This window comes from Microbacterium ulmi, from assembly GCF_011759705.1.
GTDB lineage: Bacteria > Actinomycetota > Actinomycetes > Actinomycetales > Microbacteriaceae > Microbacterium > Microbacterium ulmi.
In genome coordinates this window covers 1,265,378-1,289,469 of record NZ_JAAOZF010000001.1, presented here as the reverse complement: position 1 = coordinate 1,289,469, position 24,092 = coordinate 1,265,378, and the positions used below count along the sequence as shown (strand labels likewise).

The following is a 24,092-nucleotide window of genomic DNA, read 5'->3' as shown; positions in this document are numbered from 1 at the left end:
CGCACGATCGACTGCGATTCTACGGTCCGACGCTTCGAGCGCCCGGCGGGCCGTCCGCGGTTGAATGGATCCGTGCTCCCTGACCCCGATCCCGCGCTGTGCCGTGCGCTCGCGGCGGACCTCGCCGCGGCGGGCTTCGACTCCGCGTCGCTGAGGGCGGCGTGGGGTCCGTCCGCGGACGCCGCGATCGCCCGCGGGCTGCGCGGTCCGGCACTGCGCGCCCTCGCCCTGCGCGACGACCCGCTCGCCGTCGTCGCCCGCCTCTTCGTGCTCGGGATGCCGCAGCCGGCCGCATCGGTCTCGGCGGCGTTCGCCGCAACGGGCGTCTCCGGCCTCGCCGCTCTGGGGCTGGCCGAGGCATCCGGACCCGACGTCGCGCCCGTCGCTCTCATCCGCCCGCAGGAGTTCGCCGACGACGCGGGCGCCGTCGAGTGGTGGGTCGCGAGCGACCTCGACGAGGCCGCTCTGGCAGCGCCCCTGCCAGAGGACCACGTCCTCGGCGTGGGCGGCGCCTCGCTCACGCTCGCGGCGCTCCAGCTGCCGACGCCTGCGCGGTCGGTGCTGGACATCGGCACGGGGTGCGGCATCCAGTCCCTCCGTGCCCGCCGCTTCGCCGAGCGCGTCGTAGCGACGGACGTGTCGGAGCGCGCGCTGCGGTTCACGCGCCTGAACGCGCGGCTGAACGGGGTGGACGCGATCGACGTGCGCGCCGGCAGCCTGTTCGAGCCTGTCGAGGGCGAGGAGTTCGACCGCGTCGTGTCGAACCCGCCGTTCGTGATCACACCGCGCGTCGACGGCGTGCCCGCCTACGAGTACCGCGACGGCGGCATGGTCGGCGACGATCTGGTCGCGGGGTTCGTCTCGCGGGTGGGCGGCGTCCTGGCTTCCGGCGGGGTCGCGCAGCTGCTCGGGAACTGGGAGACGCGCGGCGGGGTCGACGGGCTCGAGCGCGTGCGGTCGTGGGTCGCGGCATCCCCCGTCCCGCTCGACGCGTGGGTCGTCGAGCGGGAGTCCCTCGACCCGCTCGAGTACGCGGAGCTCTGGATCCGCGACGGCGGGACACTCCCCGGGACGCCGGCCTTCGCGCGCCTCGTGGACGCGTGGCTCGACGACTTCGCCTCTCGCGCGGTGGAGCGCATCGGGTTCGGATACGTGCTCCTGCGCCGAGCGGCGGGCGCGCCGACGCTCGAGCGGTACGAGCGCGTCGGCCAGCACGTGCGCGATGCGCTGGGACCTCATCTGGCCGCCGCGCTCGCCGCGCACGACCGTCTCGCGCCGCTCTCGGACGACGACCTCGCCGCCGCGGCGCTCGTCGTCGCGGGCGACGTCACGGAGGCGCGCCACCACCTCCCTGGGGTCGAGGATCCGACGATCATCGAGCTGAGACAGGGCGGCGGGTTCGCGCGCTCGTTCGAGGTCGACCCCGGACTCGCGGCCCTCGTCGGCGCGTGCGACGGCGACCTGCCGGTGGGCGCGCTCGTCGCCGCGATCGCCGATCTGCTCGAGGTGGATGCCGCGGCCCTCCGCGCCGATCTCCTGCCGCGCGTGCGCGAGCTCGTGTTCACAGGCTTCCTGCGCTTCGCCTGACCGGGGCCCCGGGCGGCCGGAACGGATCCGTCAGCGCTGACCGGGCCCGGGTGGGGCCCCGTCAGCCCGCGCCGTCGTATGTCTGCTGGTGCGACTGCGTGTGCACGACGCGATCGGCGATCATGCCGACGAGCGGGATGTGGATGCTCGTCAGCTCGGAGAGCGTCTCGGGCGACGGCGGGGCGCTCAGCGTGTCGATCACGATCTCGGCGTTCGATCGCAGGATGCCGGTGATCGAGTCCGCGTAGACGACGACGTGTCCGCTCGCGGTCATCCGCGTCGAGTGGTTGTCGAGACCACCTCCGTCGCCGGGCACGTCGAGGGCGAAGCCGTCGACGACCACCGTGTCGGCCGAGATGCGCAGTGCGCGTCCCGTGGAGCCGTCGGCGTGCGCGACCTCGACGATCGCGATGCCGCTGAGCCCCTCGAGCCGCAGGCCGGTGCCCGAGAGCACGGGCGGGTCGGCCGTGAGAACGGGGGCTCCGGGATCGGGCTCGGCCGTCGGGGCGGGCGACGCGGCAGGGTCGGTGGGTGCGTCGGGGCTCGAGGGTGCGTCGGGGCTCGAGGGTGCGTCGGGGGTCAGGATGCCGGGAAGCAGGTCGCCCGGCAGCAGCGATCCTCCGGGCTCGCTCGGCTGCGGGGTCGGCGAGGGCGCGGGGTCGCGGGAGCACACGCCGAGCCACACGCCGAGGTCGCCCAGTGCGCAGTCCGCGGCCAGGGCGGGCGCGGGCACCGCGAACACCCCCGCGAGGACGAGACCGGCCGCGGCCGCGGCGACGCCGGAGCGGCCCCTCACGCCACCCCCGCCCGTGTCGCGCTGCGCAGACGCGCGCGCCGGGCCGAACGGGTCGCGTCCGCCTGCCCCTCGTCGTCGGCAGATCGCATCGTGGCGGGGCCCGACGTGTCGCCGCCGGGGGCCTCGTCGCCGGGCGCAGGCCTGCCCGAGCCGGCCGCGATGGCGCGGCGCGGCATCCACGACACGATCACGATGCCGCCGACGCAGCCGAGCACCATGCCCACGACATACCCGCCGAGGTTCACGGCGACGAGCGAGTAGAGGGATGCCGCGAGCACGACGACGCCGTAGAAGACGTGGTGCGCGGGCATCACGACGGCGAGAGCGCCGGCGACCGCGAGCACGACGGGCAGGATCGTGGTCTGCATGCCGGGCATCCCGACCTGCACCTCCATGCCGCCGACCTCGAGGCGGCCCGAGAAGAACAGCACGAGGGCGGACAGCACCGTGAGCAGGCCGCCGATCGACGGGCGCCGCCGCGCCCAGGCGAGCGCCGCGCGCATCAGAAGCACTCCTCGCCGTCGGTGAGCCGCAGGTGCAGCCCTGTCAGCGTGAAGACGCCGGCCTGCGTCGTCCAGGCGGTCTGCTTGAGGCCTTCGATCGTGATGGAGTCGGAGTCCTGTGCGAAGTCGCCCGCCGTCCCCTTCGACTCGGTCGCGACGGTCGACGCGTCGACGCCGATGCGGATGTTGCCGAACGTCGCGTCGCCCTGCAGGTCGGTGAGGCCGATCTGCAGGTCGGTCGCGGTCGCGGGGGCGCCGCCGCCGCCCGCCGTGATCATGAGGCCGATCCTGCCGAGGGGGGTCTCGGTGACGACCGACTGGCACAGGTCGGTCAGCGACGCCTGTGCGATGTTCGAGATCGCGACGGAGTGCGAGGCTCCCGCCGTGTCGGCCACGACACCGCCGTACTGCGAGAACCCCGTGCCCTCGAGGTGGGATGCCGTGATCTTGAACTGGCCGCCCGAGACGGCGAACGACACCGGCACGGCGCCGTTGGCCACACCGCCCGTGAGCACGGCGGCGACGATCCCCACGGGCACGGCCGCGAGCGCGGCGCGCCCGGTGCGGGTAGCGGTCAGTCGGCTGAGCTTCATGGATCCTCCTCGATGCGAAGCGCCCGAGGCACGCCCGGGCCGGGTCGGCGCCTTCGCCGCCCGACGAGACGCTACGGGGATTGCTGACCGTCGGTCAATACGTTGTTGACGAGATGACAACAATCTCATCCACGGCCGGCGAGTACGCTCGGACCATGTCCGCCTCGCCTGCGACCGGCAGCTCCGCAGGAGCGGGCGCCCGTACCCGGCTGCGGCCCGACGACCGCCGCGCGCAGCTCATCTCGCTCGGGGTCGCGGCGCTGGCCGATCGCGAGCTCGACGACATCTCGTTCGAGGAGTTCTCCGCTCGTGCCGGAGTGTCGCGCGCGCTGTTCTCGCACTACTTCGGATCACGGCAGGGCTTCCACCGTGCCGTGCTGGAGGCCGCGACCGAGGCCATGCTCGCCGCGACGCAGCCGCAGCCGCACCTGCCTCCCGCGGCGCGACTGGACGACACCCTGCGCCGCACGGTGGAGTTCGTGCGCGGCCACGGCGGCACGTTCTCGTCGATGGTGCGCGGCACGGCGAGCGGCGATCGGCAGACGCGCGAGCTCGTCGAGGCGGCGCGGCTCGCGCAGACCGCACGCGTGCTCGACGTCTTCGACGAGACCGGCGTCGCGGTCTCTCCCGCCCTGCGGATCGCGGTGCGCTCCTGGATCGCATTCGTCGAGCAGACGCTCGTCGACGCGGCGCTGGGCAGCGATCTGCCCACCGACGACATCGTCGCGCTCGCCGTCGACTGCCTCGCCGGCATCATCGACCGCGTGCAGCCCGACGCAGCCGTCGCGCTCCGCGGGTCCTGACGGTCGCCGGGGGAAGAGCGCCGGCGGCGCACGGTCGCCGGCGGGCGGGATCGAGGGAGAGCCCTCGATAGGCTCGGAGCATGCTCAACATGGCCGAGGGCATCGCGCGCCTCGCCGCGCTCGCCGAGTCCCCCGTCGTCGCGACCGTCGCGGCAGTGTTCGCCGACGCCGGGTTCGAGCTCGCGATCGTGGGCGGCCCCGTGCGCGATGCGCTGCTGGGCAGGCCGACGCACGACCTCGACTTCACGACGGATGCGCGGCCCGACGACATCCTCCGCATCGTCACACCCATCTCGACCGCCCACTGGGACATCGGCCGCGCCTTCGGGACGATCGGGGCGCGCGTCGCGGGCGAGCAGGTGGAGATCACGACGTTCCGCGCCGACAGCTACGACGGCACGACCCGCAAGCCCACGGTCGAGTTCGGCGACACGCTCGACGGCGACCTCGCCCGCCGCGACTTCACCGTCAACGCGATGGCCCTGCGCGTGCCGGGCCGCACGCTCGTCGACCCGACGGGCGGCGTCGAAGACCTCGTGCGCGGCATCCTTCGCACTCCGGTCGACCCGCGCGTGAGCTTCGGCGACGATCCGCTGCGGATGCTGCGCGCCGCCCGCTTCTCGTCGCAGCTCGGATTCGCCGTGGAGGCAGACACGCTCGCCGCGATCGAGCAGCTGCGCGCGACGATCGAGATCGTGAGCCCCGAGCGCATCCAGGCGGAGCTCGTGCGGCTCCTGCAGACGGACGACCCCGTGCGCGGCATCCGGATCCTCGTCGAGACGGGGCTCGTCGACGAGTTCCTTCCCGAGATCCCCGCGCTGCGCCTGGAGGTCGACGAGCACCACCATCACAAGGACGTCTACGAGCACTCCCTCACGGTGCTGCGCCAGGCGATCGATCTCGAGCACGAACGGCATCCGGATGCCGGGCCCGACGTCGCTCTGCGCATCGCGGCGCTCCTGCACGACATCGGCAAGCCCGCGACCCGCAAGCTCGAGCCGGGGGGCGGGGTGACCTTCCATCATCACGACGTCAAGGGATCGCGGCTCGCCCGCAAGCGGCTGCAGGCCCTGCGGTTCGACTCCGGCACGATCGGCTCGGTCGCCCAGCTCATCGAGCAGCACCTGCGCTTCTTCGGCTACGCGGAGGGCGCCTGGACCGACTCGGCGGTGCGCCGCTATGTGCGGGATGCCGGCCCCGAGCTCGAACGTCTGCACATCCTGACGCGTGCCGATGTGACGACGCGCAACAAGCGCAAGGCGACGAGGCTGCGCGCCGCCTACGACGACATCGAGCGGCGCATCGCCGAGCTCGCGGCGCAGGAGGAGCTCGACTCCATGCGCCCCGAGCTCGACGGCAACCGCATCCAGGAGATCCTGGGCCTCACGCCCGGCCGCGAGGTCGGCGAGGCGTACAGGTTCCTCATGGACATCCGGCTCGACGAGGGCATCGTCGGCGAGGACGAGGCGGAACGGCGTCTGCGCGCGTGGTGGGCCGCCCGCACCTGACGTGCAGCAGGGCCGCCCACCGCGCCACGACGCGGGGAGGCGCTCAGCCTGTCGCGCGAGCCGGCCTCGTCTCGCGCGCCTGCCCCGCCGCCTCGGGGACGGATGCCGCGACCTCGCCGCCGTCCCCGGCCTGGGCCGCGAGCGCCTGCCGCACGAGGAATGTGACGTCGACGCTCACGGTCCGCTGGCCGGGCAGGCCTGCGATGAGGCTCACGGCTGCACCGCCTCGGTCGGCGTGGGCGTCGGCTCGAGGACGCCGTCCGTCGGCGTCGGCGTCGGATTCGTGCCATCGGCGGTCGGACTGGGCGTCGGCGAGGGGTCGACCGAGCTCTGCACCGCGGGGATCTTCGGGAAGGGGAAGTCCGGCAGCAGCGCCGACGAGGGGTCGGGGTCGACGGAGAAGGCCGGCATCTCGCGCAGCGGGAAGACGTTCCACACGGGCGTGCGCCCCGGGGCGGTGAGAGGCACGGGCACGGGCCCGCCGCCGCCGTAGAAGTACTCGTCCCACTGGCTGTCGCGCGAGATCGAACGCCCGATCGTCGTGAGCGGGCGTCCGCTCTGGTCGAAGAGCTGCACGTCTGTGAGCGGGTTGCCGTCCGAGTCGTACGCGAACAGGTTGCGCACGCGCTCCCCGTCGATCGTGAGGCCCGGCTGGCTGCTGTCGATGTACTCGATCGCCGTGTAGTCGAGCAGACTGCGGGTGGACGCGATCGCGCCTCCGACGAGGAACGGCAGCGCGATCGCGGTCACGATGCTGACGATGATCCGGATGACGCGCAGCCACGCCACGGGCGCCCAGCGCCCGCGGCCCCACTGCACGCTCAGCAGGATGAAGCCGAGCAGGAGCAGCCACGCGGCCCCGTTCTGCGCGGGGAAGCCGACGACGCGGTTCGTGCTTCCGAGAAGCGGTGAGAGCATCGCGAACAGCGCCCAGCCCCGCGCGATCCACCACACCGGTCGAAGGGCGACGAGCAGGTCGAGCAGCCAGGCGCCGACGCGCGACGATCGAATGCGACCGGATGCCGCGACCAGCCCCGTCGCGACTCTCGTGCGCAGCGGCACACGCGCAACCGCGGCATCCGCGCTGCGGTCCGGGAATCCCGCTGCGGAGCGCAGCTCTGCGGCGTAGGCCGCGGCATCCGGGATCGCGAAGTCGGCACTCTCGGAGGCCTGCTCGGCGAGGTCGGCCTCGAGCCCGTCGACGAGCTCGTCGACGTCGTCGCCGGGGAGGTCGGCGAGCTCCGCGCGGACCGCTGCGGCGAAGGCCGAGATCCGGGCGTCGATGGTGGGCAGTGTCGAGTTCACCGGTTCTCTCCGATCGTGCGCAGCGTCTTGTTGGCAGATGTCGACTCCGCGAGCAGTCCTGACATGGCGCTGGCGAAATGGGCCCAGTCGGTGCGCTGTGTCGCGAGCATGTCGCGTCCCTGCGCGTTGATGGCGTAGTACTTGCGGTGCGGGCCGCCGTCCGACGGGACGACATAGCTCGAGAGCGCGCCGGCGCTGTAGAGACGGCGGAGCGTCCCGTAGACCGAGGCGTCCCCGACATCTCCCAGACCCGCGTCGCGCAGCCGCCTCACGATGTCGTACCCGTATCCGTCGTCGTGCTGCACGACCGCGAGCACCGCGGCATCCAGCACCCCTTTCAGCAGCTGCGTCGTATCCACACGATCACCCTCCGGTCGAGAATCCGCTCATATTGACGGCACGGTACCACGCCATGCGCAGTAGCGCGCAAGATGCGATTCCGACACGCCCGGCGAACGATCCGCGACAGCTCCACATGGGCCTGACGCGCGGCCTGCCACGGCATAGGCTGGCGGGACGTCCGCCTGATCGAGCCGGGGAGGCACATGACCGATCTCGTCGTCGACGTCGTTCAGCTGCGCCGCATCTCCGCGAACCTCGCGACCGCTCCCGATCAGGTCTCGTTCGACGGGTCGCAGATCGGCGATCTCTCCGCGTCACTCGGCTCGCCGCTCGTCGCCGCCGCCGTCGTCACGGCGACGAGCGAGCAGCGCGTGCGCGCAGAGGCGGTCGCCTTGTCGCTGCGCGACGTGGCCGCGGCGCCCTCGGACGCGGCATCCTCGTTCGAAGCCGCCGACCGACGCCTGTCGCAGGACGTGTGCTGATGGTCGACGCGGCGAACCCCGGCGCGGGCGACCCCGAAGCGATCGGTGCGCAAGGCGCTGTGCGCGCGCGCAAGGCGGCCGACGTCCGTCGCGCGCTCACGGCCGTGACAGCGGCGTCGGCCGATGCATCCGGCGCGGGGTGGAAGGGGCACGCGCAGCAGGGATTCGTCGCGTCGCTCGCTGCGACGGTGCCCGACCTGTCGCTGCTCGCGGACGGCCTCGACGCGCAGGCGGCGGCGCTCGCGGTATACGCAGCTGAGGTCCGCGGTATCCGCGACCTCCAGCGTGGACTCGAGTCGCGCCGCACCGCAGCGGACGAGGAGATCGGCCAGGCGGAGGGCAGCCTCTGGGCGGCGCGGCGTCAGGCAGACGGCCCGTTCGGGGGCTCGCTCGACACGCAGAGCCGCATCGATCGGCTCGAACGGCGCATCGGCGACGCCCAGCGCGAGCTGCGCACCGTCGCGAGCGAGTGGGACGAGCTCGTGTCGCGCAGGGCGCGGGCGGATGCCGCGTGCGCCGCCGTCTTCGAGGGTCCGGCCGTCCGCGGGGCTCTCGCACGGCTCTCCGGGGCTGCGCCGTCCACGGCGAGCGGGCGGATCGCGCTGCTCGAAGGACTGTCCGCGACCGACCTGAAGGCGCTCCTCGCCTCTCACCCCGACATCCTCGACGACCTCGCCCACGCGGATGCCGACACCGTCGCCGAATGGTGGCGCAGCCTCGACGGCGACCGACCCGGGGTGCCGTCGGAGGCGCAGGAGCTTCTCCTTGCCGCGATCCCGGCGACGCTCGGAAGCCTCGAGGGCATCGCCTACTGGGCTCGCGACCGTGCCAACCGCACGGTGCTCGCGCAGCGGATCGCGGACGCCGAGGCCGCTCTGGAGCATGCGGAGGAGATGCCGCCGCTGTGGGAGATGATCGTCAACGGCGAAGCGGTCATGACCCGGCAGGCTCTCGCGATCGCCGAGGCGCAGGAACGCCTCGACGAGCTCGTCGGCATCCGGCAGGCTCTGCGCGGACCCGCGGGCGGTGCGCCGCGCATGCTCGTGCTGCTCAGCGCCGACGTGCCGCCGCTCGCCGCCGTGTCGGTCGGAGACCTCGACACCGCCGCGAGCGTCACGTATGCCGTGCCGGGCATGGGCACGACGGCGGCGGGCATGAAGGGCTGGACAGACGGCGCGCAGCGCATCTTCGACGCCCAGGCCGGTGTCACGGGCAACGACACGGATCGTGCCGTGGTGGCGTGGATCGGCTACGAGACGCCGCCCGTCCCCGGAGCGGACGGCGGATTCGACGTGCTCTCGAACGCCCGAGCCGACGCGGGCGCCGACAAGCTCCGTGCGACGCTCGCGGGGTTCGGGGCCGTCCGCGCCGACGACGGGCCTCGCGTGAGCGTCGTCGCCCACTCGTACGGCACGACGACGTCGTCGATCGCCCTCAGCGCGCCGGGCGTCCACGTCGACACGTTCGTGAGCGTCGGTTCGGCCGGCCTGCCAGGGCACATATCGGACGCAGGGGCGATCCACGCCGACGAGGTCTACGCGGGCCAGGCGCGCGATGTGCTCCCCTTCCTCGAGGGCGGACAGGGCGACCAGTGGGCGTGGACGGGGCGGGACTTCAGCGACGAGCACCCCGTGAACCCCGTCGACGCGGGGTTCGGGGCTCGCACGTTCGGCGTCGACGGCGACAACGGCATGCGACCCGTCACGGACCACTCGACCCACGTCGACGGCGGCACGGGCTATCTCGACGCCGGCACCGAGTCGCTGCGCAATGTCGCGCTCGCGACGACGGGACAGGGGGACGCCGTGTCGCCGTACCGGGCCAAGGGACCGACGGTCCTGCAGCAGGCGCTCATCGAGTCGGCGAAGCAGGGAGGAATGGCCGGTGGCTGAACACGGCAGCGCGCGCGGCATCCGGCGCAGCGTCCTCGCGGCGATGGCGATCGCGACGTTGACCGTCGCGACCGTCGCGCTGAGCGGATGCGCCCCACGAGAGGAAGCCATGACACCGCACGAATCCCGAGACAGGCTGGTCGAGGTCATCGACGCGACGACGGCGCTCCTCGGCGTCGATGGATGGTCCCGCAACCACGAGCCCGACCCCGAGACGTGCACGACCGACGAGGGCACCGACGGCGTCTCGTACGCCTACGGCGAGTTCACGGCGGTCGTCGGCGACGACCCGGCTGCGGATGCCGCGAAGGTCGCCGCCGACTGGGAGGAGCGCGGGATGCAGGTCCGCGTCGTGGACGACGCCATCGCCGTCGTCTACGGCATCGGCGGCCCCGTGCGCTCGCTGTCGTTCTCGACCGGTCCGAACGGCTACTACCTCGAGGGCTCCGCCGTCTGCGTCCCCGGCGATGCCGGGCGCATCGCCGAGGAGGACTCCGAGCAGTAGACCGGCGCGACCGGGAGGGCCGGCCGAGGCGTCGTCAGCGGTTGACGTCGTCCGCATCCCACGTGAGCGCCGTCCCCTCGCGCACGGGGAGCGCCTCCAGTCGCGGGTCGGAGCACAGCGCTCGGATGAGCTCGGGCCTCCCGCCGACGATCGTCGAGTCGTAGTCGACCTCCGTCACGAGCACCCACGAACGGTCGGCCGGCCACACGAGGCTCGGCGAATGCGCGGCCGGCGGGAAGCCGTGCTCCTCCGCGATCCGGTCGCGCCACGGCATCCTGAGCACCCAGCCGGGATCGGCGAGCTCGGACACGCCGCCGCGGAAGAGCAGGTAGTCGCGACCCGGCAGCTGCAGGCGCGGCCCCTCGGAGATCTCGCGCGAGAGGATGCCGTCCTGCCACTGCGGCTTGCGGAACACGTTGTTGAGCCGGTCCCTGAAGGAGCGGCCGAGCATCGTGTTGTGGTGTGCGAGCTCGCCGGACTCGGGCGCGCCGATCTGGAAGAAGACGCGCGACGGCGACTCGCCGAAGAATCCGACGAGCGCGCCGAAGCCTTCCCACAGGGCGACGCGACCGTCGTCGGGCGTCGTCGTGTGCGCGGCGAGATGCCCGGCGACGACGGCGACGAGATCGGGCGCCAGGTCGCCCTGCTCGGGGTCGCCGTAGCGCCAGCCCGCGGCATCCCGCGGTCCGTCCTCGTTCTCGACGATGCGCCCGGGCGCGACGAGGCGATGCCACTGCGCGCCCGTGTGCATCGTGGTCCCCATCGCGACCGCCGTCGTCGCCCAGCTCACGCGCTCGTCGACGATCTCCGGGTCGCGCGCCTGGAAGGCGTCCCACTCGCGCCTGTGCTTCGCGTACGGCAGGCCCGGCCACTCGTCGCCGACGGGGCGGTCTCGGCGGGCGGGGTGGAAGATGCGCGCGTACGCGGCGAACCCGTGCGGCACGACGTCGTGCATCGTCGCGCGCCACGGCACGTCGAGGCGCTCCCGGATCCAGTCGCCGTCGGTGACGTCCGCCGTCCACTTCATGACGCCACGCTACCCGCGCGGCGCTCGCGCACGCCCGCGCCGTCCTGGCGCACGCCGTCGCAGGGGGTGCGGGGGCGCACCCTGCCCGGTGCCCGTGCATCCCGGCATCCCGCCATGGCGGGCTCCCGCCATCACGGCATCACTGTTGCGGCCGATTCCGCCTCCGGCAGGTCATCCGCTAGACTGTACAGGTTGTCCGGCAGCGCAACTGATCTCACCGATGGGATACAGGGCGCATGAGCCCGCGACACGTGCACACACCCTCCTGCTGCCGGGAAATGCCTGGCAGCCGTTCTAGTCCGAAGGAGGTGGGTTAGTGACGCACCAGTACGAACTCATGGTCATCCTGAGCCCTGAGATCGATGAGCGCCAGGTCGCCCCGAACCTCGACAAGTTCCTGAAGGTCATCACGAACGATGGTGGCTCGATCGACAAGGTCGACATCTGGGGCAAGCGCCGTCTCGCCTACGAGATCCAGAAGAAGACCGAGGGCATCTACGCCGTCGTCAACTTCACCGCCACGAGCGACGCGACGCAGGAGCTCGACCGCCAGCTGAACCTGAGCGAGCAGATCATGCGCACCAAGGTCCTCCGCGCCGAAGAGGCCATCGCGCTCGTCGCCGCCGAGGCGAAGCGCTCGGAGGAGAAGGCCGCCCGCAAGGCCGCCCGTCCCGCCAAGCCCGTCAAGCAGGACGCGTAACGTCGATGGCCGGCGAGACGATCATCACCGTGGTGGGCAACCTCACGGCTGATCCCGAGCTGCGCTACACGCAGAACGGACTCCCTGTCGCGAACTTCACGATCGCGTCCACGCCGCGCAACTTCGACCGCGCCGCGAACGAGTGGAAGGACGGCGAGGCGCTGTTCCTCCGCGCGAGCGTATGGCGCGAGTTCGCCGAGCACGTCGCCGGCTCGCTGACGAAGGGCATGCGGGTCGTCGCGACCGGCCGCCTCAAGCAGCGCAGCTACCAGGATCGCGAGGGTCAGAACCGCACCGCGATCGAGCTCGAGGTCGATGAGATCGGCCCGTCGCTGCGGTACGCGACCGCTCAGGTCACCCGCGCAGCGGGCGGCGGTGGCGGCGGTGGCGGCGGCCAGTTCGGCGGCGGTCAGCAGCGCGCACAGGTCGCCGACGAGCCGTGGTCGACCCCCGGGTCGGCGACGGGCGGCGCAGACGCGTGGAGCGCTCCCGGCGCCTATGGCGACGACACGCCCTTCTAAGGCATCCGGATGCCGCGGCATCCGTCGAATCAACTCTCACAACTAAGGAAACACCATGGCTGGAAAGGCAACCGGCGACCGCCGGAAGCCGCGGAAGGGCGCGAAGAACGCGGCCCCCGCGAAGGCGATCCGTGTCGGCGTCATCGACTACAAGGACGTCGCCACTCTTCGCAAGTTCATCTCGGAGCGCGGGAAGATCCGCGCCCGTCGTATCACCGGTGTCTCGGTGCAGGAGCAGCGTCTGATCGCCAAGGCGATCAAGAACGCGCGCGAGATGGCGCTCCTGCCCTACGCCGGCGCTGGCCGCTAAGGAGCACCCGATGGCAAAGCTGATTCTCACGAACGAGGTCGCCGGGCTCGGAAGCGCCGGTGACGTTGTCGAGGTCAAGAACGGGTACGCCCGCAACTACCTCATCCCCCAGGGCTTCGCGGTCGCATGGACCCGCGGTGGCGAGAAGCAGGTCTCGTCGATCCGCGCCGCGCGCGAGGCGCGTGCGATCCACGCGCACGAGGACGCCGTTGCGCTCAAGGAGACCCTCGAGTCCAACAAGGTCAAGCTGGCCGTCAAGGCCGGCGCCGAGGGGCGTCTGTTCGGCTCGGTCAAGACCGACCACGTCGCCGACGCCGTCAAGGCCGCGGGCCTCGGCGAGCTCGACAAGCGCAAGATCTCGATCCCCTCGCCGATCAAGTCGGTCGGCGAGCACGAGGCCACGGTTCGTCTGCGCGACGACGTGACCGCCGTGATCACGCTGCAGGTCGTCGCCGCCAAGTAGGCACGATCGACGGATGCCGCGGCCCCTCCGGGGGTCGCGGCATTCTGCCGTCCCGGCGCAGGACCGCGCCGGGTGCGGGGTCGGCGATCCAGGCATGCCGCCTCCCTCGCACCCGGCGCGGAGTGAATGCGGGAGGGCCCGCTGGGGACGGACCCTCCCGCGCGCTCACGCGTTGCGGGACGCGGCGCTGGGGACCGCCGTTCGTCCCGCGCACATCACGCGGAGCGCCGCCGCGACACGAACGCGCCCGTTCCCGCTGCGAGGAGCCCGAGGCCCGTCAGCAGCGCGGGGAGCGCGTCCATCCCTCCCGTCGAGGCGAGTCGTAGAGCACCGGATGCCGCCGCCCACCCGACGGCGCCGCCGACGCCTGCGGGGGTCCCGGTGACGGGGGTGCCGGGGTCGGAGTCGGGGCCGGGGCCGGGGTCGGCGGGCGTGCCGGGATCGCCGGGCGTGCCGGGATCGCCGGGGCTGCTCGGGTCCCCCGGCGCGCTCGGCGTCGCGGGCGTGACGGTCGTGCTGTCGCCGACCACGGAGACCGCCGTCCCGTCGAGGGTGAGCGGCACCGCGAGCGGCGCGGTGACCTGGGTTCCGCCGAGGGTCGATCCGCCGCCGTCGGTCGTGGCTCCGGGTTCCACAGCGGCCGGTGCGGCAGCGGGTGCCGCGGCGCTCGTGCTCGTGCTGTCCCCGAGGACGGAGACGGCGGTTCCGGTGGCCGTGATGGGGGCGGCGACGGGTGCCGTGATCTGGGTTCCTCCTGCGGTCGAGTCCGTGCCGCTGGTCGTGCCGCCCGAGGACGGCGTGGTCGGTTCAGCCGGAGCGGCAGCGGGTGCCGCGGCATCCGTCGTGCTGTCGCCGAGCACCGAGATCGCGTTGCCGGTCGCGGTGACGGGCGCCGTGATCGGTGCGGCCACCTGGGTTCCGCCGAGGGTCGAGTCCGTGCCGGTCGTCGTGCCGCCCGGCGCTGGCGGCGCCGGTGCCGGCGTCGGTGCCGTGGCGGCGGCGCCGGCGCTGTCGCCGAGGACGGAGACGGCGGTTCCCGTGGCCGTGATAGGGGCGGCGACAGGTGCTGTGATCTGGGTTCCGCCTGCGGTGGAATCCGTGCCGCTGGTCGTGCCGCCCGAGGCGGGCGTGGTCGGCTCAGATGGAGCGGCAGCGGGTGCCGCGGCATCCGTCGTGCTGTCGCCGAGCACCGAGACGGCGTTGCCCGAGACCTGCACGGGGGCGGTGACGGCGACGGCTCCCTGAGTTCCCGAGAGGAGGCCGTCCTCCCCCGAGGTCGACGACGACGTCTCGGACGCGGCTGGAGCCGCGGCGGGAGCGGGCGAGGCCCCCTCGGTCGAGCTGTCTCCGACGAGCGAGACCGCCGAGCCCGTCACCGTGACGGGAACGCTGATGCCTGCGATCGCCTGCGATCCGGATGCCGTGGCATCCGTCCCGCTCGTCGTCGCCGGCGACGTGGATGCGGGCGCCGCCGCGGGGGCCGCGGCGTCCTGGCTGCCGGCATCGCCGACCGCCGAGACGGATGCTCCGCTGACCGTGACGGGGATGGCGACGTCGACGAGGCTCTGCGTGCCCGAGAGCAGGCCGCCCTCGCCGTCCGTCTCGGCGGCGTTCGCGGCCGTCGCGCCGAGCAGCGCGATGCCGCCGGCGAGAAGCGTGCCCCAGAGGGCGCGCTTGATGAAAGTGCGCATAGTCGTGCTCCCTTTTGTGGGTTGACCGATCGATAGCGCTGAAGGGCGCCTGGATGCTCTGCCGCCCTCAGGGGGCGGCGAGGGCGGAATCAGTCAGGGGAGACGTCGGTGGATGACGTGGGCGCCGGAGGCGCGTGCTCGTCCTCGGGTCCGGCATGGCGCACCCAGGCACGGTGTGCGTCATGCGGATCGAGGGCGGCGAGCGTCCAGGCGCCGGGACCCGCACCGCCGGGTCCTGAGGCGACGGTCGATGGACAGAGTCCACCTGTGAGCGGAGAGTCCGGACTGCGCGGATCGCCTCCGCCGGCGAGATGCGCCTCACCGACGGCGGGCGGGATGCCGTGGCCGACGGACGGGGTGTGCACCGGGAGGACGACCCGGTGGACGAGCGGTACGGCAGCGGCCGCGGCCGGGTCGGCCAGCACGCCGGGCTGCGGCGCCGCAGGAAGGGTCGAGCCGGGCACCGTGCCCGCCGGACTGTCTGGCACGGGCGACGCGCCGTCGGCAGGCGTGATCGCCGACAGCGCCGTGTCGATGAGGTCACCGGCGTCCTCGACGAGGTCGTCCAGGCCCGTCTCGGCGACGATCTGTCCGACCACCGGCACGCTCTCTGCGAGATCGACGAGGTCACCGGCGACCGCTGTGACGGCGTCGCTCGGAACGAGATCGAGCGCCGGGGCCGTGACCGGTGCGACGGTCGTGACGATGTCGTGCGCGGATGGGACCGGGGCGGGCGCAGGGGCCGGGCCTGATGGCCGTGCTGGTGCTGGAGCTGGCGCAGGGGCCGGCGGAGCCGGTGCGGCGGCGGGAGCGGGAGTGGCTGGAAGCTCGATGATCTCGGGGACATCGGAGACGACATCCCCGAGGAGTCCGGTCGCTGCCGCACCGACGGAGTCCAGAAGCGAGGCGACAGCGCCGGTCTGCTGATCGCGGTCGTCGGCGCTGGCCTGTGCGAAACCCCACCCCAGCACGACCGACACGGCGAGCCAGGCGATCGCGAGGCTCACGCCCAGAAGGGCCAGTCGCCCGAGCCTCGGCATCGGCTTCGCTGCGGTCTCCACGGTCACCTCCTACGACGGATAGCGCCGCACGATCCGATCGGGTCGTGCGTAAGGGGTGCCTGGATCTCTCACGCTAGCGCGGCGCGGCGGCGGCGTCCAGTGCCTGTGGCACGCACAGCGATCCTCGAGGGGGCGGCATCTCCGACGGCGTGTGGCCGCTCGTCGAGAACCCGATCGCGGGAAGAGCGGCGGAATTGTGCACAGATGCGTCGCGAGTGGTCAACCTTCAACCGCGACTTCAATCACATCTCGTTCCACAGCATGTGAGCGGAATAATCCCTGGTCAGCGGGCATGTTTCGCGGAGATTTCGCGCGTTGTCGACACGTTCTCCACAGGTGCTGTACACAGGCTGCACGGCGTTTCGCGCAGATTGTCCACATAGTTATCCACAGGGTAGGTTGCGCCCTCGATGAGGCGTCCTTAGCGTGGGGTGCGGCCCATCGGGGGCGACGGAAATCGGTTCGACGCGGAGCGGATGTCAGGGGTCCGTGCTCTGCTGAGAGCAGGACGGAGCGGGGTGCCGCGGCATCCTGAGCCAGCGTCCAGTGCGCCCTGCTTCTCCCCGTGCGTGCCGACGCGCCCCACCCCAATCCCTGGAGGACACGCCCTATGTCGATCGCCGACATCTCGGAAGAACGTCTGGGCGGACCCCGCGAGCACGAGCGCACGCCTCCGCACGACGTCCTGGCCGAGCAGAGCGCGCTCGGGGGCATGCTGCTGTCGAAGGATGCCGTCGCCGACGTCATCGAGACGCTGCGAGGCGCGGACTTCTACATCCCCAAGCACGAGCTGATCTTCGAGGCGATCCTCTCGCTCTACTCGCACGGCGAGCCCACAGACGTCGTGGCCGTCACCGACGAGCTCATCAAGACGGGCGAGCTGCAGCGCGCGGGCGGCGCCGACTATCTGCACACGCTCACCTCGATCGTGCCGACCGCCGCGAACGCCGGGTACTACGCCGGCATCGTCTCCGAGCGGGCTCTCCTGCGCCGCCTCGTCGAGGCCGGCACGCGCATCGTCCAGATGGGCTACTCGGGTCAGGGCGAGGCGCTCGACCTCGTCAACAACGCGCAGGCCGAGATCTACTCCGTGACGGGCACCGAGGCGGCCGAGGACTACGTGCCGCTCACGGTAGCCGTCGATGCCGCGGTCGACGAGATCGAGGCGGCCCGCGGCCGTGACGGCCAGATGACCGGCATCCCGACAGGCTTCCAGGGGCTCGACCAGCTCACCAACGGCCTGCACGCCGGCCAGCTGATCATCATCGCCGCGCGCCCCGCGATGGGAAAGTCGACCCTCGCTCTCGACTTCGCGCGCGCGTCCGCCATCAAGCACGACATGCCGACGATCGTGTTCTCGCTCGAGATGGGCCGCAGCGAGATCGCGATGCGCCTGCTCAGCGCCGAGGGCGCGATCCCGCTGCAGTCGATGCGCAAGGGCACGCTCGACAACCGCGACTGGACGACGATCGCGTCGACCCGCGGCCGCATCAACGACGCCCCGCTCTACATCGACGACAGCCCCAACATGACGCTCGTCGAGATCCGCGCGAAGTGCCGGCGGCTCAAGCAGCGTGCGGGCCTGAAGATGGTCGTGATCGACTACCTGCAGCTCATGACCTCGGGCAAGCGGGTCGAGTCGCGCCAGCAGGAGGTCTCGGAGTTCTCCCGCGCGCTCAAGCTCCTCGCGAAGGAGCTGCAGGTGCCCGTCATCGCCCTGTCGCAGCTGAACCGCGGTCCCGAGCAGCGAGCCGACAAGAAGCCCGCGCTGAGCGATCTGCGCGAGTCGGGCTCGATCGAGCAGGACGCCGACATGGTCGTGCTCCTGCACCGCGAGGCCGCCTACGAGAAGGACAGCCCCCGCCAGGGCGAGGCCGACCTCATCGTCGCGAAGCACCGCAACGGGCCGACGGACACGATCACGGTCGCGTTCCAGGGCCACTTCTCGAGGTTCACGGATATGGCCGTGGGGGAGTTCGGGTAGTCGTAGTTTCCGGCTAGGTCCTGTAGTTTCCGGAGCGCTTCTGCATTGAGATTGCAGTAGTGCAGAAGCGCGCGGAACCACATTCGGGATGGATGCACGGTAACGCCAGGAAACTGCGAAGTGAGGATCGCAAAACTGCAATCGATTACAGATTTTGCTTGTGTGTCTCAGATCTGCATGTCAAGATGACACGTGTAACCAGACTGGGATACAGCTCAACCGAACCACGCGTCTCTGTTGTCAATGTCGACGGGACAATCCGGTTGTCGTCTCTCACGTCTCGCCCTCCAACGATTGAAGGTGCTTTGTGACAGACCGATCTCGCGTCTCGCCGAACCTGGACAACGGACAGACGCTAAGACCCACGATCGACCAGATCATCGAGAAGCTGCCGCTGGGCCGCCCGCACTACTGGGTGATGGCTGCTGCGATGCTCGGCTTCTTCTTCGACGCGTTCGACACCGCGATCATGTCGCTCGCGTTGCCGTCCGTCACGGCGGACTGGACTCTCACGTCGTTCCAAGGCGGGCTCATCGGCAGCGCATCCCTGTGGGGGATGGGCATCGGGGCGCTCACTCTCGGGTTCTTGAGCGATGTGTACGGGCGACGGATCGTGATGGTCATCACGGTGCTCGGAGTTGGCCTGTTCACCGGGCTCAGCGCGCTGTCGTTCAGCCCGGAGTCGCTGATCGCCTTCCGCTTCATCACGGGCCTCTTCATCGGAGCGATGATTCCGATCGACCTCGCCTACGTGGCAGAGATCGCGCCGCTGAAGCGCCGTGGCCTCTTCCTCGCAGCACTCGGTCTGATGTGGCCGGTCGGCCAGGTCGCAGCGGCGATCACAGCGAGCTTCGTCGTGCCCACCCTCGGATGGCGCGTGCTCTTCGTGATCGGGATCGTGCCCGCGCTCTTCGCGCTCTGGATCCGAGCCCGTGTTCCGGAGTCACCGCGGTGGCTCGCGAAGAAGGGCCGCCTCGACGAGGCGGTCGCCGTCGCCAGAAGGCTCGGTGCGAATGTGTCGGTCGACGACGTCGCTCCGTCCGAGGAAGAAGGGGGGCGCCGATCCTGGCGCGCCTGGCTGATCCTGTTCTCTCCGAAGTACGCCGTCCGGACGTTCGCGACCTCGGCGCTGTTCTTCTTGCACCAGTTCCAGTCTTACGGCTGGGCGGTCTGGGTGCCGACGATCCTCTTCGTCGCGCTCGGCTACGACCTGAAGGGCGCTCTCAGCACGACGATCCTCCTGTACGTGGGGTCCATCATCGGCCGCCTCGTCCTGCTCTTCACGGCTGATCGGATCGGTCGGCGGCCGGCGATGATGACGACGTACGCGGTCATGGCGGTCTGCTGCCTCTCGGTGCCGGCGCTGCTCGGGCTCGGCAACTGGACCGTGGTCTTCGTCGCGATCCTATTCGTCTACAACGCCGCGAACGAGTCGTCTCCGCTGCAGATCTGGATCGCCGAGCTGTTCCCGACGGAGGTGCGCGGAATAGGCTCTTCCTTCGCCTCGGCCGCAGGCCGGGTGGGCGGCGGAATCGGACCGATCGTGTTCGGGCTTCTCATGGATGCCGAGATCACGCAGTGGGTGTTCTTCACGATCGCGATCTGCGCCGTGCTGATCATCCTCATCACGAGGTTCGTGCTGCGCATCGAGACGAGCGGCCGCTCGCTCGCGCGAGTAGGCGCCGTCTGACACGTGTCAGATGGCGGACGGCTCCCGGGCGGCGTCCGGCCGTCGTCGAGATGCCCGACGATTCGATCGAGAAGAGAGTGAAGAACGGTATATGGAGCGGGACTATCCCGAAGGCATTGCGGTCGTCGGAGTCGGCGACGTCGACTATGGGCGCCTCTATCGTGAGTACAAGACGGGCGCCGTGCGCGATCGCTATGACCTCGCCATCGAGGCCGTGCTGGACGCACTGGACGATGCCGGCGCCACCCGCGACGATATCGACGGGGTGATCTGCGTTCGGGACGTCGGCTATGAGCGGCTCTGCGCCGAGCTGGGGATCGAGCGCCCCGACTTCGCCAACCATCTCGAGGGAGACGGGCGTCAATCGGGCATGGCACTGCACTATGCGGCGATGGCGATCCACAGCGGTCTTGCAGAGTGCGTCCTCATCGCCTACGCCAATGTGGGCCGCTCAGCCGGTGCCAACTACGGCTCCAACGGAGACGGAGCGGATGCGTATGGGCTGCCACACGGCATGACATCGCCCGGCGCCCAGGTGGCATCCATGTACGCCCGCTACAGCTACGAGTTCGGCGAGGATCCCGACAGGCTCGGCAAGCTGGCCGTCTCGGCGAGGCGCCACTCATCGCTCAACCCGCGTGCAGTGCTTTCGACGCCGCTCACGCTGGAGGACTACCACGAAACGCGCTTCATCACGGAGCCATTGCGGCTGAACGACTATGCGCTCATCAACGACGGTGCGGTCGCCATCCTCGTCACCACGGAGGAGCGCGCACGCGCGATGCGCAAGCCGCCGGTGCGCATCGCCGCCGCCTCCAGCGGCGCCGACATGAGCGCGACCTACGCCAAGACGGACTTCTACTACGGGGCGGCCCGAGCGGTTGCGGAGCGGCTGTCGCGGCGGACTGACATCAGCCCGGCCGACGTGAAGACGCTCCAGGTGTACGACAACTTCTCGCCGACCATCCTGTTCAGTCTCGAAGGCTTCGGGTTCTGCGGTCGGGGCGAGGCGGGCGCCTACATCGACGACGTCGGAATCACGCTGGGGCGCAGCATCCGCCCCCTCAACACCAGCGGCGGACACACGGCGGAAGGCTACCTGCAGGGGTTCAACCAGCTCGTCGAGGCAGTGCGACAGGTCAGGGGCGAGTGCGGCGAACGACAGGTCGCCGACTGCGACGTCGCCCAGTACATCTGCGTCTCCCCCCTGCTCACGTCGTTCCTGTTCGCACGGGCGTGATCTCCGCACCGAACCACTGAAGGCCACATCATGAACGATTTCGAACGTCCGAACGTCGCGGCACTGCTCCCGCCGGTGGACGAGATCAGCAAGCCATTCTGGGAGGGGCTCGGCAACGGAGTGCTGCGCGTGCAATCGTGTCGCGGCTGCGAGCACGTGCAGTTTCCGCCGTCGCCGGTGTGCGAGGCCTGTCTCAGCAGAGACGTCGAGTGGATCACGGCATCCGGACGAGCCCGGCTCTGGTCGAAGGTCCGCTTCTGGAAGGCCTATCTGCCTCAATACGACACCCCCTATTCGGTCGTGCTCGCAAAGCTCGAGGAAGGCCCGCTTGTGACGGCGAGGATCTCAGAGATCGACGCCGAAGGCGCTTGCTTCGATGCGCCGCTCCGGGCGACGTTCCCGCGGACCGCCGACGGTACGCCGCTGCTCGGCTTCGTGCCCGACGATCAGGAGGGCACGGCCGAGTGATGTCGCTCCCCGTCTCGAACTCGTCTGCGGACGCAGGGCTGCGCGCACCGCTCGAAGGAGTACGCGTTATCGAATACGGCGACGAGCAGGGCGAGTACTGTGGGCTGCTGCTGGCAGGACTAGGCGCCGAGGTGATCCGAGTCGGGCCGCCCGGGGGCGCCCGCACTCGAGACATCGGCCCGTTCTGCGGCGAGTCGCCCGATCGGAACTCATCCCTGTATTTCTGGGGGTACAACCGCGGCAAGAGGTCGGTCGTCGCCGATCTGACGGCCTCGGACGACCGCGCCCGTGTCGAAGACCTCATCGGGACGGCCGACGTGTTCCTCGACTCGAGTCCCCTGGCCGAGCTGCGGAATCTCGGACTGTCGGCGCCAGAGCTGCGATCCCGTTATCCGCACCTCGTCGTCGCGAGGTTGTCTCCATTCGGCGACGACGGGCCGTGGGCGCATTTCAAGAGCAACGATCTCGTGCACCTCTCGCTCGGCGGCGTCGTGATGAACTGCGGCTACGACCCCACCCCGGACGGAGCGTACGATCTTCCGCCGATCGCACCGCAGGCGTGGCACTCGTACCACGTCGCCGGAGAACAGCTTGCGATGGCGATCGTCGCCGCGCTCCTGTACCGCGAACGGACCGGATCCGGGCAGATCGTGACCTGCGCTGTGCACGAGGCGGTCGCGAAGTCCACCGAGATCGACCTGATGAGCTGGATCATGCGTCGCGCTCCGATCCACCGGCAGACCGCGCGGCACGCGGGGGAGCGAGAGTCTTCGCCGACCGTCGTGAGCACGAAGGACGGCCGCTGGTTCACGATTCAGATCGGGGACGCGCGCGCCGCGAGACGCACCGCACAGTTCGTCCTCGAGATCGCCCACGACGCTGCGATGCGCGACGAGCTCGAGGCGGTGTCTGCGAGCGTGGACGATACGTCGTCGGAGTCTGCACGGCGGGTACCGGGAAGCGGGGAGGACCCCGCGGACTTCCAGCGGAACACCAAGCTGATGGATCTCATCCAGCGCCTCGCCCGCAAGTACACCTTCGAGGACTTCCCCTGGCGAGAAGCGCAGCAGGCCGGTCTGCTGTGGGCGCCGCTGATGAAGCCGCACGAAAACCTCGGCGTCGAGCATTGGTCGGCTCGCGGCACGTTCAGCGTGATCGAGCATCCGGAGCACGACCTCGCCATCCCCTACCCGACGAGCAAGTGGCTGAGCAGCGCCACGACGTGGGTGCCCGGTCGGCGAGCACCACTGGTCGGCGAGGACGACGCGACCGTGGCCCCTCGCGCAGCCACGGCGGCGCCCGCCGTGACCTCTCCACGCGTGCAGGCGTCACGGGTGTCGCGCTGGAACAAGCCGTTCGCGCTCGACGGCGTCCGGATCCTCGACTTCGGCTGGTACCTCGCCTCCGCCGGGGGGACGCGATTCCTCGCCGCATTCGGCGCCGAGAGCATCAAAGTCGAATTCCACACGCACCCCGACACGCGGTTCGCCGCGATGGCCCCCGTGGGCGGACGGGCCGCGCGCGAGCGTGCCACGGCGCCGCTTCCCGGAATCGCCGATCCCGACATGGGCGGCCAGTTCAACAACAAGAACCCGGGAAAGCTCGGGTTGTCGCTCAACGTGACCCACCCGAAGGGGCTCGAGATCGCCCGTCGGCTGGTGCGCATCTCGGACATCGTCGCCGAGGGCTTCTCGCCAGGCGTGCTCGAACGGTGGGGGCTCGACTACGAGTCGCTGCGGCAGATCGATCAGCGGATCATCGTCGCGAAGCAGTCGGGCATGGGGACCGTCGGCACATACGGCAGATTCCGTACCGTGGGCCCGGTGGCGGCCGCATTCAGCGGGCTGTCGGAGATGTCGGGGCTGCCCGAGCCCGCCATGCCCGCCGGCTGGGGCTACTCGTATCTGGATTGGATCGGCGCGTACAGCTTCAGCCTCGCCATGCTGACCGCCCTCTATCACCGGGAGCGTACGGGCGAGGGACAGTACATCGACGCCTCCCAGACCGAGACCGGGATCTTCCTCACCGCCCCCGCGGTGCTCGACTGGGCGACCAACGGGAGGGCAGAGACGCGGTCGGGAAATCGCTCGCCCGGTCGGCCGGCCGCGCCACACGGCATCTATCCTTCCGCCGGGCGCGACCGCTGGATCGCGATCGCATGTCGCGACGAGGACGAGTGGCGAGGGCTCATCGCAGCGTGCGACGATCCCGCCTTGGCCGAGGACCCGCGCTTCCGGACACTCGAGTCTCGGCTAAAGCATCAGGACGCGCTGGACGCCGCGCTCGCACGCTGGACGCGTGCGCAGGACGGCTACGCTCTCATGCACCGGCTCCAGGTCGCGGGGGTGCCCGCGGGAGTGTGCCAGACCGCCGAAGACCGCTACGAGCACGACCCTCAACTGGCCCACATGAACTGGCTCACGGAGCTCGACGGCACGAAGATCGGCCGATGGCCCGTCGCCGAGGTTCCCGTCCATCTGTCGGAGTCGCCGGCGTTCGTCGGGGGCCCGATCGATCGCGCCGCACCCGTCTACGGTGAGGACAACGAGTACGTGCTCGGCGAGCTGCTCGGCATGTCCACCCGCGAGATCGCCGACCTGGCGGACGAAGGAGTGATCTGA

At 70.8% G+C, this 24,092-nt stretch carries 24 protein-coding genes; 15 read left to right on the top strand and 9 right to left on the bottom strand.

What is annotated here, in order from left to right:
- The first annotated feature begins 72 nt into the window (after positions 1–72).
- Positions 73–1,587: a DUF7059 domain-containing protein gene (locus FHS08_RS06220; RefSeq protein WP_341800329.1), complete on the top strand. Its 1,515-nt coding sequence runs from the start codon at positions 73–75 to the stop codon at positions 1,585–1,587.
- 61 nt (positions 1,588–1,648) lie between these two features.
- Here FHS08_RS06220 and FHS08_RS06215 read toward each other — a convergent pair whose 3' ends face one another.
- From FHS08_RS06215 to FHS08_RS06205, 3 genes are read right to left on the bottom strand one after another with little or no spacing between them, the layout of a single operon-like run.
- Positions 1,649–2,383, bottom strand: a complete 735-nt coding sequence (locus FHS08_RS06215) for a hypothetical protein (protein ID WP_167036743.1) — start codon at positions 2,381–2,383, stop codon at positions 1,649–1,651.
- On the bottom strand, positions 2,380–2,886 hold the full coding sequence (locus FHS08_RS06210) for a DUF6114 domain-containing protein (RefSeq protein ID WP_167036740.1): 507 nt from the start codon (positions 2,884–2,886) through the stop codon (positions 2,380–2,382). Before FHS08_RS06210 ends, FHS08_RS06215 begins: the two co-directional genes overlap by 4 nt.
- The gene (locus FHS08_RS06205) at positions 2,886–3,479 is read right to left on the bottom strand and encodes a DUF6230 family protein (protein ID WP_167036738.1); all 594 of its coding nucleotides are present in this window, start codon (positions 3,477–3,479) and stop codon (positions 2,886–2,888) included. The genes FHS08_RS06210 and FHS08_RS06205 overlap by 1 nt, the downstream gene beginning before the upstream one ends.
- Positions 3,480–3,634: 155 nt before the next feature.
- Between FHS08_RS06205 and FHS08_RS06200 the strand changes: the two genes are divergently transcribed.
- On the top strand, positions 3,635–4,282 hold the full coding sequence (locus tag FHS08_RS06200; RefSeq protein ID WP_167036734.1) for a TetR/AcrR family transcriptional regulator: 648 nt from the start codon (positions 3,635–3,637) through the stop codon (positions 4,280–4,282).
- An 80-nt stretch (positions 4,283–4,362) separates the two neighbouring features.
- Positions 4,363–5,790 (top strand): CCA tRNA nucleotidyltransferase, encoded by a 1,428-nt coding sequence (locus tag FHS08_RS06195; protein WP_167036731.1) that lies wholly within the window; start codon positions 4,363–4,365, stop codon positions 5,788–5,790.
- A gap of 43 nt (positions 5,791–5,833) precedes the next feature.
- Here the strand turns inward: FHS08_RS06195 and FHS08_RS06190 are convergent, their stop codons facing one another.
- From FHS08_RS06190 to FHS08_RS06180, 3 genes are read right to left on the bottom strand one after another with little or no spacing between them, the layout of a single operon-like run.
- A complete protein-coding gene (locus FHS08_RS06190; RefSeq protein ID WP_167036728.1) occupies positions 5,834–6,004 on the bottom strand; it encodes a hypothetical protein in 171 nt (56 codons plus the stop codon).
- Complete coding sequence (locus tag FHS08_RS06185; RefSeq protein WP_167036726.1) at positions 6,001–7,095, bottom strand: hypothetical protein; 1,095 nt, start codon at positions 7,093–7,095, stop codon at positions 6,001–6,003. Before FHS08_RS06185 ends, FHS08_RS06190 begins: the two co-directional genes overlap by 4 nt.
- Complete coding sequence (locus FHS08_RS06180) at positions 7,092–7,454, bottom strand: helix-turn-helix transcriptional regulator (RefSeq protein WP_167036724.1); 363 nt, start codon at positions 7,452–7,454, stop codon at positions 7,092–7,094. Before FHS08_RS06180 ends, FHS08_RS06185 begins: the two co-directional genes overlap by 4 nt.
- A 186-nt stretch (positions 7,455–7,640) precedes the next feature.
- Between FHS08_RS06180 and FHS08_RS06175 the strand changes: the two genes are divergently transcribed.
- From FHS08_RS06175 to FHS08_RS06165, 3 genes are read left to right on the top strand one after another with little or no spacing between them, the layout of a single operon-like run.
- Positions 7,641–7,919, top strand: a complete 279-nt coding sequence (locus FHS08_RS06175; protein WP_167036722.1) for a hypothetical protein — start codon at positions 7,641–7,643, stop codon at positions 7,917–7,919.
- The gene (locus tag FHS08_RS06170; protein WP_167036720.1) at positions 7,919–9,811 is read left to right on the top strand and encodes an alpha/beta hydrolase; all 1,893 of its coding nucleotides are present in this window, start codon (positions 7,919–7,921) and stop codon (positions 9,809–9,811) included. Before FHS08_RS06175 ends, FHS08_RS06170 begins: the two co-directional genes overlap by 1 nt.
- Positions 9,804–10,316 (top strand): hypothetical protein, encoded by a 513-nt coding sequence (locus FHS08_RS06165; RefSeq protein ID WP_167036718.1) that lies wholly within the window; start codon positions 9,804–9,806, stop codon positions 10,314–10,316. Before FHS08_RS06170 ends, FHS08_RS06165 begins: the two co-directional genes overlap by 8 nt.
- Positions 10,317–10,350: 34 nt before the next feature.
- Here the strand turns inward: FHS08_RS06165 and FHS08_RS06160 are convergent, their stop codons facing one another.
- Entirely contained in the window at positions 10,351–11,343 is a 993-nt protein-coding gene (locus FHS08_RS06160; RefSeq protein ID WP_167036716.1) for a hypothetical protein, read from the bottom strand.
- Between the two features lie 316 nt (positions 11,344–11,659).
- On the opposite strand from FHS08_RS06160, the gene rpsF reads away from it, so the two are divergent.
- The 4 genes from rpsF to rplI are packed head-to-tail and all read left to right on the top strand — an operon-like array spanning position 11,660 to position 13,337.
- Positions 11,660–12,043 (top strand): 30S ribosomal protein S6, encoded by a 384-nt coding sequence (gene rpsF, locus FHS08_RS06155; protein WP_167036714.1) that lies wholly within the window; start codon positions 11,660–11,662, stop codon positions 12,041–12,043.
- Between the two features lie 5 nt (positions 12,044–12,048).
- Complete coding sequence (locus tag FHS08_RS06150) at positions 12,049–12,564, top strand: single-stranded DNA-binding protein (protein WP_167036712.1); 516 nt, start codon at positions 12,049–12,051, stop codon at positions 12,562–12,564.
- 55 nt (positions 12,565–12,619) lie between these two features.
- On the top strand, positions 12,620–12,874 hold the full coding sequence (gene rpsR, locus FHS08_RS06145) for a 30S ribosomal protein S18 (RefSeq protein ID WP_005054609.1): 255 nt from the start codon (positions 12,620–12,622) through the stop codon (positions 12,872–12,874).
- A 10-nt stretch (positions 12,875–12,884) separates the two neighbouring features.
- Positions 12,885–13,337, top strand: a complete 453-nt coding sequence (gene rplI / locus FHS08_RS06140) for a 50S ribosomal protein L9 (RefSeq protein WP_167036710.1) — start codon at positions 12,885–12,887, stop codon at positions 13,335–13,337.
- A gap of 215 nt (positions 13,338–13,552) precedes the next feature.
- On the opposite strand, the gene FHS08_RS06135 is transcribed toward rplI, so the two are convergent.
- Positions 13,553–15,028 (bottom strand): chaplin family protein, encoded by a 1,476-nt coding sequence (locus tag FHS08_RS06135; RefSeq protein ID WP_167036708.1) that lies wholly within the window; start codon positions 15,026–15,028, stop codon positions 13,553–13,555.
- Between the two features lie 89 nt (positions 15,029–15,117).
- Entirely contained in the window at positions 15,118–16,089 is a 972-nt protein-coding gene (locus FHS08_RS06130) for a hypothetical protein (RefSeq protein ID WP_167034300.1), read from the bottom strand.
- A gap of 610 nt (positions 16,090–16,699) precedes the next feature.
- On the opposite strand from FHS08_RS06130, the gene dnaB reads away from it, so the two are divergent.
- The 5 genes from dnaB to FHS08_RS06105 all read left to right on the top strand — a co-directional run bounded on the left by dnaB (position 16,700) and on the right by FHS08_RS06105 (position 24,092).
- Positions 16,700–18,073 (top strand): replicative DNA helicase, encoded by a 1,374-nt coding sequence (gene dnaB, locus FHS08_RS06125; RefSeq protein WP_167036706.1) that lies wholly within the window; start codon positions 16,700–16,702, stop codon positions 18,071–18,073.
- A 307-nt stretch (positions 18,074–18,380) separates the two neighbouring features.
- A complete protein-coding gene (locus FHS08_RS06120; protein WP_167036704.1) occupies positions 18,381–19,763 on the top strand; it encodes an MFS transporter in 1,383 nt (460 codons plus the stop codon).
- A 91-nt stretch (positions 19,764–19,854) separates the two neighbouring features.
- Positions 19,855–21,003: a thiolase C-terminal domain-containing protein gene (locus FHS08_RS06115; protein ID WP_167036702.1), complete on the top strand. Its 1,149-nt coding sequence runs from the start codon at positions 19,855–19,857 to the stop codon at positions 21,001–21,003.
- Between the two features lie 30 nt (positions 21,004–21,033).
- Entirely contained in the window at positions 21,034–21,471 is a 438-nt protein-coding gene (locus FHS08_RS06110) for a Zn-ribbon domain-containing OB-fold protein (protein ID WP_167036700.1), read from the top strand.
- Positions 21,471–24,092, top strand: coding sequence for a CaiB/BaiF CoA-transferase family protein (locus tag FHS08_RS06105; RefSeq protein ID WP_167036698.1), 2,622 nt, complete (start codon positions 21,471–21,473; stop codon positions 24,090–24,092). The genes FHS08_RS06110 and FHS08_RS06105 overlap by 1 nt, the downstream gene beginning before the upstream one ends.

What these genes read in the sequence shown, in the direction of transcription:
- FHS08_RS06210 (WP_167036740.1), bottom strand. Translation starts at nt 2,886, where the DNA reads ATGCGCGCGGCGCTCGCCTGGGCGCGGCGGCGCCCGTCGATCGGCGGC.
- FHS08_RS06110 (WP_167036700.1), top strand. Translation starts at nt 21,034, where the DNA reads ATGAACGATTTCGAACGTCCGAACGTCGCGGCACTGCTCCCGCCGGTG.
- FHS08_RS06170 (WP_167036720.1), top strand. Translation starts at nt 7,919, where the DNA reads ATGGTCGACGCGGCGAACCCCGGCGCGGGCGACCCCGAAGCGATCGGT.
- FHS08_RS06105 (WP_167036698.1), top strand. Translation starts at nt 21,471, where the DNA reads ATGTCGCTCCCCGTCTCGAACTCGTCTGCGGACGCAGGGCTGCGCGCA.
- rpsR (WP_005054609.1), top strand. Translation starts at nt 12,620, where the DNA reads ATGGCTGGAAAGGCAACCGGCGACCGCCGGAAGCCGCGGAAGGGCGCG.
- FHS08_RS06205 (WP_167036738.1), bottom strand. Translation starts at nt 3,479, where the DNA reads ATGAAGCTCAGCCGACTGACCGCTACCCGCACCGGGCGCGCCGCGCTC.
- rplI (WP_167036710.1), top strand. Translation starts at nt 12,885, where the DNA reads ATGGCAAAGCTGATTCTCACGAACGAGGTCGCCGGGCTCGGAAGCGCC.
- FHS08_RS06135 (WP_167036708.1), bottom strand. Translation starts at nt 15,028, where the DNA reads ATGCGCACTTTCATCAAGCGCGCCCTCTGGGGCACGCTTCTCGCCGGC.
- dnaB (WP_167036706.1), top strand. Translation starts at nt 16,700, where the DNA reads ATGTCGATCGCCGACATCTCGGAAGAACGTCTGGGCGGACCCCGCGAG.
- FHS08_RS06150 (WP_167036712.1), top strand. Translation starts at nt 12,049, where the DNA reads ATGGCCGGCGAGACGATCATCACCGTGGTGGGCAACCTCACGGCTGAT.
- FHS08_RS06175 (WP_167036722.1), top strand. Translation starts at nt 7,641, where the DNA reads ATGACCGATCTCGTCGTCGACGTCGTTCAGCTGCGCCGCATCTCCGCG.
- FHS08_RS06200 (WP_167036734.1), top strand. Translation starts at nt 3,635, where the DNA reads ATGTCCGCCTCGCCTGCGACCGGCAGCTCCGCAGGAGCGGGCGCCCGT.
- FHS08_RS06115 (WP_167036702.1), top strand. Translation starts at nt 19,855, where the DNA reads ATGGAGCGGGACTATCCCGAAGGCATTGCGGTCGTCGGAGTCGGCGAC.
- FHS08_RS06195 (WP_167036731.1), top strand. Translation starts at nt 4,363, where the DNA reads ATGCTCAACATGGCCGAGGGCATCGCGCGCCTCGCCGCGCTCGCCGAG.
- FHS08_RS06160 (WP_167036716.1), bottom strand. Translation starts at nt 11,343, where the DNA reads ATGAAGTGGACGGCGGACGTCACCGACGGCGACTGGATCCGGGAGCGC.